At 72.8% G+C, this 12,176-nt stretch carries 11 protein-coding genes and 1 pseudogene; 9 read left to right on the top strand and 3 right to left on the bottom strand.

Annotated features, from left to right (window positions below; translation table 11 throughout):
• Nucleotides 1–44 precede the first annotated feature (44 nt).
• Entirely contained in the window at nt 45–800 is a 756-nt protein-coding gene (locus ACWD4O_RS23740) for a CDP-alcohol phosphatidyltransferase family protein (protein ID WP_451282560.1), read from the bottom strand.
• 108 nt (nt 801–908) lie between these two features.
• On the opposite strand from ACWD4O_RS23740, the gene ACWD4O_RS23735 reads away from it, so the two are divergent.
• The 5 genes and pseudogenes from ACWD4O_RS23735 to ACWD4O_RS23715 all read left to right on the top strand — a co-directional run.
• Entirely contained in the window at nt 909–1,898 is a 990-nt protein-coding gene (locus tag ACWD4O_RS23735; protein WP_451282558.1) for a zinc-dependent alcohol dehydrogenase, read from the top strand.
• 112 nt (nt 1,899–2,010) lie between these two features.
• A complete protein-coding gene (locus ACWD4O_RS23730) occupies nt 2,011–2,409 on the top strand; it encodes a 6-pyruvoyl trahydropterin synthase family protein (RefSeq protein WP_451282556.1) in 399 nt (132 codons plus the stop codon).
• Entirely contained in the window at nt 2,406–3,599 is a 1,194-nt protein-coding gene (locus ACWD4O_RS23725) for a glycosyltransferase family 4 protein (RefSeq protein WP_451282554.1), read from the top strand. The genes ACWD4O_RS23730 and ACWD4O_RS23725 overlap by 4 nt, the downstream gene beginning before the upstream one ends.
• Nucleotides 3,596–4,639: a trans-aconitate methyltransferase gene (locus ACWD4O_RS23720; protein WP_451282552.1), complete on the top strand. Its 1,044-nt coding sequence runs from the start codon at nt 3,596–3,598 to the stop codon at nt 4,637–4,639. The genes ACWD4O_RS23725 and ACWD4O_RS23720 overlap by 4 nt, the downstream gene beginning before the upstream one ends.
• Nucleotides 4,639–5,652: pseudogene (locus ACWD4O_RS23715) on the top strand (lysylphosphatidylglycerol synthase transmembrane domain-containing protein); the annotation flags it as partial. The gene ACWD4O_RS23720 and the pseudogene ACWD4O_RS23715, both read left to right, overlap by 1 nt.
• A gap of 149 nt (nt 5,653–5,801) precedes the next feature.
• Here the strand turns inward: ACWD4O_RS23715 and ACWD4O_RS23710 are convergent.
• The gene (locus tag ACWD4O_RS23710; protein WP_451282550.1) at nt 5,802–6,611 is read right to left on the bottom strand and encodes a creatininase family protein; all 810 of its coding nucleotides are present in this window, start codon (nt 6,609–6,611) and stop codon (nt 5,802–5,804) included.
• A 38-nt stretch (nt 6,612–6,649) separates the two neighbouring features.
• Between ACWD4O_RS23710 and ribA the strand changes: the two genes are divergently transcribed.
• From ribA to ACWD4O_RS23690, 4 genes are all read left to right on the top strand, one after another.
• On the top strand, nt 6,650–7,309 hold the full coding sequence (gene ribA, locus ACWD4O_RS23705; protein ID WP_450947915.1) for a GTP cyclohydrolase II: 660 nt from the start codon (nt 6,650–6,652) through the stop codon (nt 7,307–7,309).
• A 109-nt stretch (nt 7,310–7,418) separates the two neighbouring features.
• Nucleotides 7,419–8,564 (top strand): NAD(P)/FAD-dependent oxidoreductase, encoded by a 1,146-nt coding sequence (locus ACWD4O_RS23700; protein ID WP_451282548.1) that lies wholly within the window; start codon nt 7,419–7,421, stop codon nt 8,562–8,564.
• Entirely contained in the window at nt 8,561–9,679 is a 1,119-nt protein-coding gene (locus ACWD4O_RS23695) for a saccharopine dehydrogenase (protein ID WP_451282546.1), read from the top strand. Before ACWD4O_RS23700 ends, ACWD4O_RS23695 begins: the two co-directional genes overlap by 4 nt.
• Nucleotides 9,672–10,862 carry a saccharopine dehydrogenase family protein gene (locus tag ACWD4O_RS23690; RefSeq protein ID WP_451282544.1) on the top strand — a complete coding sequence of 397 codons (1,191 nt, stop codon included), beginning with the start codon at nt 9,672–9,674 and terminating at the stop codon, nt 10,860–10,862. The genes ACWD4O_RS23695 and ACWD4O_RS23690 overlap by 8 nt, the downstream gene beginning before the upstream one ends.
• A 43-nt stretch (nt 10,863–10,905) precedes the next feature.
• Here the strand turns inward: ACWD4O_RS23690 and ACWD4O_RS23685 are convergent, their stop codons facing one another.
• Nucleotides 10,906–12,135 (bottom strand): serine hydrolase domain-containing protein, encoded by a 1,230-nt coding sequence (locus ACWD4O_RS23685; protein ID WP_451282542.1) that lies wholly within the window; start codon nt 12,133–12,135, stop codon nt 10,906–10,908.
• Between the last annotated feature and the right edge of the window lie 41 nt (nt 12,136–12,176).

Here is a 12,176-nt window from a genome sequence, read left to right as displayed (position 1 = left end):
GGGGCCCGGACCAGGAAGCTGGTCCGGGCCCCTCCCCCCACGTGCTAGACGAGCTCGAGCATCTTCTCCGCGGGTGCCTCCGCCGTGACGCGCGAGGTCCGCCACAGCCACAGCACGTCGCGGCCGAAGGACCACAGCAGCGAGCCCAGCGCCAGCAGCACGACGGCGAAGTTGGCCGCGTGGGGCAGCAGGTCGGCGCCCGCCACCAGCAGCAGGACGCCCTGCAGTGCGGCGACCGTCTTGCGGGCGGTGCTCGGCGGGAGCGGCGCGTTGAGCCAGGGGGCGACGCGGGCCGCGGCGACGAAGGCGTAGCGCATGCCGCCGATGAGCAGGACCCACGGGCCCTGCGCCATCGAGACGTAGACGCTGAGCACCAGGATCAGGAACGCGTCGACCTCCATGTCGAAGCGCGCGCCGAGCGCCGTCGAGGTGCCGGTGCGGCGGGCGACCTTGCCGTCGACGCCGTCGAGGATCAGGGCGACGGCTGTCAGGCCGACCAGGAGCGTCACCGGCGGGGCGGACTCGAAGGAGTCCGCGACCAGCGCGGTCACCCCGCCCACCAGGGTCGCCCGGCCGAGCGTGACCCGGTTGGCCGGGCCGAAGGAGCGCAGACTGGATCGGTGCAGCGCCCGGGAGAGGACCGCCCAGGTGGCGATGGCGAAGACGAGACCGGTCACCCAGCCCGCCGGCCCCAGGCCGATCGCCGAGCCGAGCAACGCCAGCAACAGGATCTGTACGCCCGCTCCCACAGCGGTCTCCTGCTGGACCAGCCTTGCGTCGTAAGTGTTGTTCAGGGCCACCGCACATTCCTCCGGCCAGATGACAGAGATGATCAGTGCCGCGTACTGTGCGCGGACTGTGCACACCTCGGTACGTGAACAGGTTCCCGATCGTTCAGGAGGATCCCGATGAACCGCACCGCTCGTGCGTTCTGGATCGACTCTCCGGGTGAGGGCGGGATACGCGATCTCACCCTTCCCGACCCCGCGCAGGGCGAGGTGCTGGTCCGTTCGCTGTTCTCCGGCGTCAGCCGTGGCACGGAGACGCTGGTGTTCCGCGGCGGGGTCCCCGCGAGCCAGCACGCCGTGATGCGGGCGCCGTTCCAGGAGGGCGAGTTCCCGGCCCCGGTGAAGTACGGCTACCTCAATGTGGGGCTGGTGGAGGAGGGGCCGGCGGACCTCGTCGGACGGACCGTGTTCTGCCTCTATCCGCACCAGACGCGGTACGTCGTCCCGGTCGCCGCCGTGACGGTCGTCCCCGACTCCGTGCCCGCTGAACGGGCCGTCCTCGCGGGCACGATCGAGACGGCCGTCAACGCGCTGTGGGACGCGGCGCCGCTGGTCGGCGACCGGATCGCGGTGGTCGGCGGGGGGATGGTCGGCTGCTCGGTGGCCGCGCTGCTGGCCCGTTTCCCGGGGGTGCGGGTGCAGTTGGTGGACGCCGACCCGGCGCGGGCGAAGACCGCCGAGGCCCTCGGCGTCGGCTTCGCCGTCCCCGGGGACGCTCTGGGCGGCTGTGATCTCGTCGTGCACGCCAGTGCCACCGAAGCGGGTCTCGCCCGCTCCCTGGAGCTGCTGACGGCCGAGGGCACGGTCCTCGAACTCAGCTGGTACGGCGACCGGAAGGTCTCCCTGCCGCTGGGCGAGGAGTTCCACTCCCGTCGGCTGGTCATCCGCAGCAGCCAGGTCGGCGCGGTCTCCCCGGCCCGCCGCTCCAGCCGTACGTACGCCGATCGGCTCGCGCTCGCCCTGGAGCTGTTGGCCGATCCGGCGCTGGACGCGCTCGTCACGGGAGACAGCGCTTTCGAGGAGCTGCCGGACGTCATGCCGAAGCTCGCGTCGGGCGAGATCCCGGCCCTCTGTCACCGCGTCAGGTATGCACAAGAGGGTCTGACCTGAGAAAAGAGTGAGATCGGGCTGAACACGGGGAAGCGAAGGTCCGTACTACACGGCATCCCCCGGCGGCCAACTGCCGGGGGAGCCAGACGCGCCGCACCTGGAGGGTCGTCCGTTGTTCAGTGTCACCGTCCGCGATCACATCATGATCGCCCACAGCTTCCGCGGCGAGGTCTTCGGACCCGCGCAGCGCCTGCACGGAGCGACGTTCCTCGTGGACGCCACCTTCCGCCGCGAGCAGCTGGACGACGACAACATCGTCGTCGACATCGGACTCGCCACGCAGGAACTGGGTGCCGTGGTCAGCGAGCTGAACTACCGCAACCTCGACAACGAGCCCGATTTCGCCGGGGTCAACACCTCGACGGAGTTCCTGGCCAAGGTCATCGCGGACCGGCTCGCGGAGCGCATCCACAAGGGGGCGCTCGGCGAGGGCGCCCGGGGCATCGCGGCCGTCGCGGTCTCCCTGCACGAGTCGCACGTCGCCTGGGCGAGTTACGAGCGTGCGCTGTGACCGACGTGACCCTGGAGAAGACCGTGCACACGGCCTCGCTTTCGTACGTGCCCTCGCAGGCGGCGCTTCCCAAGATGGGCGGGATCATCCCCATGTCGCTGCGCTCCGTGCACTTCGTGATGCCCGGCGGAGTCGACGATGCGGCGAACCCGAGCGGCGGCAACGCCTACGACCGGCGCCTGTGCCTGGATCTGCCGGGCTTCGGCTGGCAGGTGCACAAGCACCTGGCGTCCGGTTCCTGGCCCCGTCCGGAGGCCGCGGCCCGCGCGGAACTGGCCCGCACCCTGCGGGAGTTCCCCGACGGGACGGTCGTCCTCATCGACGGTCTGGTGGCCTGCGGGGTGCCGGAGATCATCGCGCCCGAGGCGGAGCGCCTGCGGCTCGCCGTGCTCGTCCACCTGCCGCTCGGTGACGAGCGGGGTCTCGCGCCCGAGGTGGCGGCCGAACTCGACGCCAAGGAGCGGGCCGTGCTGCGGGCCGTCCCCGCGGTGATCGCCACCAGCGAGTGGGCGGTGCGCCGCCTGGTCTCGCACCACGGCCTCGCCCCCGAGCGGGTGCACGTCGCCGCCCCCGGCGCCGACATCGCCCCGCTGGCCTCCGGCACGGACGGCGTCTCCCGGCTGCTGTGCGTGGCCGCCGTCACCCCGCGCAAGGGCCAGCACCGGCTGGTGGAGGCGCTGGCCGCGGCCCGGGACCTGCCGTGGAGCTGTGTGTGCGTGGGCGGCCTCGGGCAGGACCCGGAGTACGTCACCCATCTGCGCGGCCTCATCGCGAAGTACGGCCTCGAGGACCGGCTGCAGCTCGCGGGCCCGAAGGCCGGCGCCGAACTCGACGCCGCCTACGCCTCCGCCGACCTGATGGTCCTCACCTCGTACGCGGAGACGTACGGCATGGCCGTCACCGAGGCGCTCGCCCGTGGCATCCCCGTCCTCGCGACGGACGTCGGCGGGCTTCCGGAGGCGGTCGGCCGCGCCCCCGACGGCGGTGTCCCCGGCATCCTGGTCCCGCCGGAGGATCCGGCCGCCCTCGCGGTCGAACTGCGCGGCTGGTTCGGCGAGGCCGACGTACGGCGTCGCCTCAAGGCCGCCGCGCGCGGCCGCCGGGCGGCTCTGAACGGCTGGGCGAGCACCGCCCAGAGCCTGGCCGGGGTGCTCGGCCGGCTTCCCAGCGAACCCCGGAGGGCGGCATGAGGAAGACGACGGCGACCCCGGCCGACGTGGCACGACGGGTGGGCGGCATTCCGACCCAGCCGGTCCGGAAGGAGGCTGGTCTCATGACCGAGGCAGTGGTTCCCGACAGCACGGGCGCAGGCTCCGTGGCGCAGGCCGTCATCGCCGGCGCGGGACCGGTGGTCCGGCCCGGTGAGCGGCCCACCGTGCGGCTGCGCGACGCCGGGCCCGACGAGCAGCCCCGCTACGCCCCCGAGTGGCTGGAGCTGCGCGAGCCGGCCGACGCCGGCGCGCGGGCGATGGAGCTGCTGGACCCGCTGCGGATCCGGCTCGCGAACCTGCCCGGCCGCAGCGGGCTGGCCATCCACGACCTGGGCTGCGGCACCGGCTCGATGGGCCGCTGGCTGGCCCCCCGGCTGGACGGCGCCCAGCACTGGGTGCTGCACGACCGTGACCCCTACCTCCTGCACTTCGCGGCCGTCGCCTCTCCGCGGGCGGCCGCCGACGGCAGCCGGGTGACCGTCGAGACGCGGCGCGGCGACGTCGCCCGGCTCACCCCGGACGCCCTGCTCGGCGCCTCGCTGGTCACCGCCTCCGCACTGCTGGACGTCCTCACCCGCGAGGAGGTCGAGACGCTAGCCTCGGCCTGCGCGGGCGCGGGCTGCCCGGCGCTGCTGACGCTGTCGGTCGCCGGCCGCGTGGAGTTCTCCAGCCCGGACCCGCTGGACGACGAGATCGCCGCCGCCTTCAACGATCATCAGCGGCGCGACGGCCTGCTCGGCCCCGACGCGGTGAGTGTCGCCTGCGAGGCGTTCGCCGCCCACGGCGCGACCGTCAAGGTCCACCCGAGCCCCTGGCGGCTGGGCCCCGAGAACGTGGGCCTGACCGCTCAGTGGCTGCGTGGCTGGGTCGGCGCGGCCGTGGAGGAGCGCCCCGGGCTCGCCGAGCGCGCCGAGGCCTACCTGGTCGGCCGGCTGGCGGCCTGCGCGGCGGGCGAACTCCAGGTCACCGTCCACCACAGCGACCTGCTGGCACTGGCCCGGCCGACGGGCGGGGCGTGATGAGCGCGGAGACGGTCGGCCCGCGGGTGCGCGCCGCCGCGCCGGTCGTGTGGAGCGAGGGGGCCCGGCCGGTCGTCCGGCGGCCCCTGCGCAGCCCGTCGGCGGGCCGCACCGGCGCCGCCGTGTCCGAGGCCCGGATCGGCGTCATCGTGACCCGGCCGCGCACGGAGCAGCCCTCGCGGCTGCGTGCCCTGCTCGGCAACCGCGCCCTGCGCACGCACTTCGGGACCGTCGCCGGGGTCGTCATCCTCACCGCCCTGCTGTGGAAGATGGGCACCGGCGTCTTCCTGGACGGGCTGCGGCGGATCGACGCCCCGATCCTTCTGGCGGCGCTCGGGATCGGCGCGGTCACCACCGTGTTCAGCGCGTGGCGGTGGGCGCTGGTGGCCCGTGCGCTGCGGATCCGGCTGCCGTTCGGCCCGGCCGTCGCCGACTACTACCGTTCGCTGTTCCTCAACGCGGCGCTGCCCGGCGGCGTTCTCGGCGATGTGCACCGCGCGGTGCGGCACGGGCAGAGCGCCGGTGATGTGGGACGCGGCGTGCGGGCCGTCGTCCTGGAGCGCACCGCGGGGCAGTTGGTGCTGGCCGTGGCAGGTGTAACGGTCCTGCTGACGTTGCCCTCCCCGGTGATGGCGGACGCCCGGCAGCTCGCCCCGCTGGTCCTGCTGGCCGGGGTGGGCGCGCTCGCCGTGGTCGTCGCGGTCCGGATGAACTCCTCGACGGCGCGTCGGGGCGGGCGGCTGCGGGGGGTGCTGGCCGAGGCGCGTGAGGGACTGCTGTCGCGGCGCAACGGTCCGGGTGTCGCCGTGTCGTCGGTGGTCGTGCTGGCCGGTCACCTCGGTATGTTCGTGGTGGCCGCCCGGGTCGCCGGCTCCTCGGCCTCGGTCCTCGCGCTGCTGCCGATCGCCGTCCTCGCCCTGCTCGCCATGGGCCTGCCGCTGAACGTCGGCGGCTGGGGGCCCCGCGAGGGCGTCACCGCCTGGGCGTTCGGCGCCGCCGGGCTCGGTGCGAGCACCGGCCTCGCGGTCGCCGTCGTGTACGGCGTGCTCAGCTTCGTGGCGGCGCTGCCGGGGGCGGTCGTGCTGGTCGTGCGCTGGTACGCGGGAGTGCGGGCGGGGGCCGCCGAGGCGGCCGGACCCGAACTCGACGAACACCGGCCGCACTACGCGGAGTCGGTCTCCGAGCCGGTCTCCGAGCCGGTCTGTGACGTGCGCGTCGAGGCTCCCGGAGTCAGCAGCGAGAAATACGCGCCGAAGGAATCCGCCAGGCTCGCCAGGAGTTCCTTCCCCTTTTCCGCCGACCCCAGGGAAGGACGGCCGATGACGCCTGAATCGGTATAGGCGGACATTCCCAGAGTGAGCAGATGACGGCGATCGTCCGCGACGAAATCGGCCGACTCATAACCGGGCCGGACGAGTTCGGGATGAGCGTGCAGCAGGATCGAGGTCTCGATCTCCCCGGCGTGCATGTCGGTGAGCAGCGAGGTCGACACCCCGGACCGCTCCAGCGCCGTCTCCCAGTCCTCCGGGGCCGGGAAGAGCGCCATCCGCTCACCGCGGGCGGAGGACTCCTGGACGACATTGCCCAGGACGTAGTTCCCGCCGTGTCCGTTGACCAGCACCAGGGCCTCGACGCCCGAGCGGCGCAACGACGCCGCGATGTCCCGTACCACCGCGTGAAGGGTCACGGAGGAGATGCTGACGGTCCCCGGCCAGGCCGCGTGCTCGTGCGAGCAGGCGATGGTCACCGGCGGAAGGAGATGCACCGGGTACGCCCCGGCGATCTCCCGGGCGATGGCGCACGCCACCAGTGTGTCGGTGGCCAGGGGCAGGTACGGTCCGTGCTGCTCGAAGCTTCCGACGGGAAGGACCGCCACCTGCGTCGAGACGCCGGCGCCCCGGGTCCTTACGTCTTCGGCGGTGTCCGTCGGCACCAGCCCGTACGCCGCCGACCGTATTCCCGAAACACTCATCTTTCCCCGGCCCTTCGTCTCTGCTTAGGAACCAGATCATGACAGAAAAAATTGGCGTACTCGGCAAGAAGACCCCCCAGCGCACCGGTGTGGAACGCGTGGTGAATGCGCCCTTGCCCACCGTGTACGGCAAATTCCAGGCGATCGGCTACATGGACCACGACCGGGGTGACGAACAGGTCGCCCTCGTCTACGGGGAGATCGGCGCGGAGGACGTGCTGACCCGGCTGCACTCGGAGTGCCTGACCGGCGACGCGTTCGGCTCGCAGCACTGCGAGTGCGGCGACCAGCTGGAGTCCGCGCTGCGGGCGGTCGTCGCCGAGGGCCGCGGGATCGTCGTCTATCTGCGCGGGCACGAGGGCCGGGGCATAGGCCTGCTCGGGAAGCTGCGGGCGATGGCGCTGCAGGCGGAGGGTCTGGACACCGTCGAGGCGAACGTCGCGCTCGGTTTCCCGGTGGACGCCCGCGACTACAAGGTGGCCGCCGACATCCTGCGCGACCTCGGCGTGCGCTCCGTCCGCCTGATGTCGAACAACCCGCGCAAGCGTGAGGCGCTGGTGGACAACGGCATCAAGGTCGCCGAGGAGGTGCCCCTGCTGATCGAGCCGTGCGAGAACAACATCACCTATCTGCGCACCAAGCGGGAGCGCCTGGACCACCGGCTGCCCCATCTGGACGCGGTGGCCCACTGGTCCTGAGGGTGCTTCGGACCGCCGCCCGAACGGGTAGGGATCACGGCGGTCACGGCATACGACAGCCTCGGCGCCGGCGTCAGGGCCGGGGCCGCCGCGAAAAGGAGCCGCTCGCGTGAACACGCATGCCTCGGTCGTCGTCATCGGCGGTGGGGTGATGGGCACGAGCATCGCCTATCACCTCGCCGCCGCCGGTGTCCGCGACGTCCTGCTGGTCGAGCGGGACGAACTCGCCGCCGGCTCGACCTCGAAGGCCGCCGGAGGGGTCCGCGCCCAGTTCTCCGACGAGCTGAACATCCAGCTCGGGGCGCGCAGCCTGGAGGCGTTCGGCCGGTTCGAGGAGGAGATCGGGTACGACATCGGGCTGCACCGCGTCGGCTACCTCTTCCTGCTGTCCACCCCGCAGGAGGTCGCCTCCTTCGAGGCGGGCGTGCGGCTGCAGAACGCGCTGGGCGTGCCCAGCCGCATGATCGACCCCGCCGAGGCGCAGCGCCTGTCCCCGCTGATCAGGACCGACGGGTTACTGGCGGCCGCGTTCTCGCCCGACGACGGCCACTGCACGCCGGAGGCCGTCGTCCACGGGTACGCGGCCGCCGCCCGCCGGTGCGGTGCGCGCATCCTGCGGCACACCGCGGTCACCGGCATCGAACGACAGGGCACCGCGATCACCGCGGTGCAGACGACGCTCGGCCGCATCACCACGAACACGGTGATCTGCGCGGCCGGCGCCTGGTCCAAGGCCGTCGGCGCGATGGCCGGCGTGGAGCTGCCGGTGCAGCCGCTGCGCCGTCAGATCGCGGTCACCGAGCCGGTCCCGGGTCTGCCGCCCGGCCTGCCGATGACCATCGACTTCAGCAGCACCCTCTACTTCCACACCGAGGGCCCCGGCCTGCTGGTCGGCCTGTCCGATCCGGACGAGCGTCCCGGCTTCGCCACCGACACCCACGAGCGGTGGATCCCCCGTCTGGCCGACGCCATGCAGCGCCGCGCCCCCGCCCTCCTCGACCTGCGGCGCACGGGCGGCTGGGCGGGACTGTACGAGGTCAGCCCGGACTGCAACGCCCTGATCGGCGAGGCGTCTTCGGTATCCCGTTTTCTGTATGCAACCGGCTTCTCGGGCCATGGTTTCCTCCAGGGGCCGGCGGTCGGCGAGGTCGTCCGTGACCTGTATCTGGGCCGCGTACCCTTCGTGGACGTCACCCCCCTGAGCGCCGACCGTTTCGCGGCCGACGCCCCGCGTCCGGAGGTCAACTGCGTATGACCGAGCTGCGTACGGCCGAACTGCATCTGTGGCTGCGCCACGAGGCCCGCCCCACCGAACGGCGCACGCCGGCCGTCCCGGAGGACGCCCGACGGCTCGTCGAGGCAGGCGTGCGCCTCACGGTCGAGGACTCCCCGCAGCGCGTCTTCCCGACCCAGGAGTACGAGGCCGTCGGCGCCCGGATCGTGCCCGCGGGCTCCTGGGCGTCCGCGCCGCACGACGCGGTGGTCCTCGGCCTGAAGGAACTCCCGGACGAGCCCGGCGAACTGACGCACCGGCATATTTTCTTCGGGCACGCCTACAAGCAACAGCCGGGCGCGGCCGACCTGTTGCGCCGGTTCGCCGCCGGGGGAGGGGCGCTGCTCGACCTGGAGTACCTGGTCGACGACGACGGCCGTCGCCTCGCCGCCTTCGGCTTCTGGGCGGGCTACCTGGGCGCGGCCCTGGCGGTCCTTCAGCACCGGGGCCGGCTCACCGCGCCCCTGCGGCCCACCGAGAAGGCGGAGTTGGACGAGACGCTGCGTCCGGCGGCCGGTGACGAGGAGTTCACCGCCCTCGTCACCGGCGCTCTGGGGCGCAGCGGCCGGGGCGCACGGGCCGCGTTCGCCACGGCCGGCGTCGAACCCACCTGCTGGGACCTCGCGGAGACCCGCGATCTGGACCGCGCCGCCCTGCTGGCGCACGACGTGCTGGTCAACTGCGTCCTCGCCACCGCCCCGGTGCCGCCGTTCGTCCGCGAGGAGGATCTGGACGCCCCGGCCCGCCGGCTGCGCACCCTCTCCGACGTCACCTGTGACGTGGGCTCGTCCCTCAACGTCCTGCCGGTGTACGACCGCACGACCGAGTGGACGGATCCGGTGCGCCGGCTGCGCAAGGAGCCCCCGCTCGACCTGATCGCCATCGACAATCTGCCGTCCCTGCTGCCGCGCGAGTCCAGTGCCGACTTCTCGGCCGCGCTGACGCCCCTGCTGCTGGAGTACGGAGTGAACGCGGCCTGGTGGCGGTGTCTGGACCGATTCCGTGAGGCGTGCCGCGAACATGGTGTGCGGGAACGCGAACTCGGTGTGCGGGAAGGGGAGTTCGGTGTGAAGGAAGGGGAGTTCGGCCGTGGCTGACCTCGTTCCCGCATCGGGCGCCGTCCACTGGGTGGGCGCCGGACTCTCCACGGGCAGCGGCCTGGCCGCCCTGTGCGCGCACACCGACCGGGTGCGGCTGTGGCACCGCACGGCGGAGCGAGCGGCCGAGGCTCTCGACCGGCTGGGCCTGACCGGACGCGCCGAGCCGCGTCCGTACACGCTCGACGCGCTCACGGCCGAACTGGCCCCCGGGGACGTCGTCGTGTCGATGCTGCCCGCGCCCGAGCACGCGCCGCTGCTGTCGGCGTGCGTGACCCGAGGGGCCCACTTCGCGTGCTCCAGCTATGTCTCGGACGCGGTGCTGGAGCAGGTGCCCGCGGCCGAGGAGGCGGGGATCGTCGTCCTCACCGAGGCCGGGCTCGACCCGGGCATCGACCACCTCTTCGCGCACAGCCTCGTCGCCCGCGCCCGGAAGGCCATCGGCGACGACACGGCGGCCTCGTACCGGCTCACCTCGTACTGCGGAGGCATTCCCGCCGTCCCCAACGACTTCAGGTACCGGTTCAGCTGGGCGCCCCTCGGCGTCCTCAACTCCCTGCGCTCGCCCGCGCGTCATGTCGAGGACGGCGTCGAGGTCGTGGTCGACCGGCCCTGGGAGGCGACCCGCGGGCACCTCGTCGGCGGTGAGACGTTCGAGGTCTATCCCAACCGCGACAGCGTGCCGTTCATCGAGCAGTACGAGCTGCCGCGAGGCTGGCAGCCGCGGACCTTCGTGCGCGGCACGCTGCGTCCGGACGGCTGGCTGCGAGCCTGGGACCTGGTGTTCGAGGAGCTGAAGGCCGGCGACGACGCCCGGATCGCCGCCCTGGCCCGGGAGTTGGCGGTCGCCTATCCCACCACGGACGCCGACCGCGACCGGGTGGTCCTCGCCGTGTCGCTCGAGGTGTACGTGGACCCGGGTGCGGGCAGGGTCGAGGGCGTGGGAGCCGCGGGCGGCAGCTCCTGGTCGGGGAGTTACCTCCTCGACCTGGAGGGCGACGAGGAGGAGAGCGCGATGGCGCGCTGTGTCTCCCGGCCGCTCGCCCTCGGGGTCCGGCACATCCTGGACGGCTCCCTGCCGGTCGGACTGAGCAGGGCGGCCGAGACGGCGCAGCGGTCGCAGGAGTGGCTGGACGAACTCGACGACGAGGGGCTGGAGTTCACGTTGCGGGTCGAGGGCTGACAGGCCGGTCCGGCGACAGCGGCGGTGCGTCGACCCGAGGCCGTCAGTCCGTGACGGCCTCGTGGACCAGGCGTTTGAGGTCGGGGTAGAGCTTCAGGGACCGCCGCGGCCTCAACTGGGTGAGGAACTGCACGGTCACATCGTGGGTCGGGTCGACCCAGAACGTCGTCGTGGCGACACCGCTCCAGCCGTAGGTGCCGAGGCCGGCGGGGACCTGGGTGCGGCTGGGGTCGGTGACCACGGAGACGCCGAGACCGAAGCCGACGCCGTCGTGACCGGGTTCGTCATGGGCGGGGCGGCTGCCGAAGGCGCGCAGGTCGGCGCCGCCGGGGAGATGGTTGCGGGTCATCAGGTCGACCGTCTCGGGCGCGAGCAGCCGGACCCCGTCGAGCTCGCCGCGACGGCGCAGCAGCTCGCTGAAGCGGTGGATGTCGTAAGCGGTTGCCACCATGCCGCCGCTGCCCGACAGGAACCGGGGGCGGCCGAACAGCGGCAGGCCCGGGATCGGCTCGATACCGCCGCTGTCGCGGTCGCTGTACAGCTCCGCCAGCCGGCCGGCCTGTTCCTCCGTGACCTGGAAGCCGGCGTCGGGCATGCCGAGCGGGCGGAAGATCCGCTCGGCGAGGAACTCGTCCAGGGGACGGCCGGAGACGACCTCGATGATCCGGCCCAGGACGTTGGTGGCCACCGAGTAGTTCCACTGCGTGCCCGGCTCGAACTGCAGCGGCAGCCGCGCGTACGCCTCCACCGTCTCCGCCAGGTTCGAGCCCGGCAGCACCGCCGACTCCAGACCGGCCTCCCGGTAGAGGGCGTCGACGGGGTGGCAGTGGTAGAAGGCGAAGGTCAGACCCGCCGTATGGGTCATCAGGTGCTTCACGAGCAGGGGCTGCTCGACCGGGCGGGTGGTGAGGCCCGCACCGGAGCCGCCCGTGTACACCCGCTGGTCGGCGAAGGCCGGGAGATGATCGGCGACCGGATCGTCGAGCCGTAGCCGGCCCTCCTCCATCAGTATCAGCGCGGCGACCGAGGTGACCGGCTTGGTCATGGAGTAGATCCGGTAGAGGGTGTCGGCCTCGACGGGCAGCCCGGCGGCGCGGTCGCGGTGGCCGTGCGCGGTGAGGTGCGCGACCCGGCCGCCGCGGGAGACGGCCACCAGGAACCCGGGCAGGCGCCCTTCGTCCACATAGTGGGCGACGTGCTGGTCGAGGCGGTCCAGTGCCTTCGCGTCCAGCCCGACCTCGCTCGGGTCGACCTCTTGCCGCAGCAGTGCCATCGTTCTCCTCCGGTGCGCTCGTTCAAGGTGCGGTCCGGGCC

The organism is Streptomyces sp. NPDC002623, assembly GCF_053592635.1.
The sequence above is the reverse complement of the archived record's forward strand: the minus strand, read 5'-3'. Positions and strand labels throughout refer to the sequence as shown.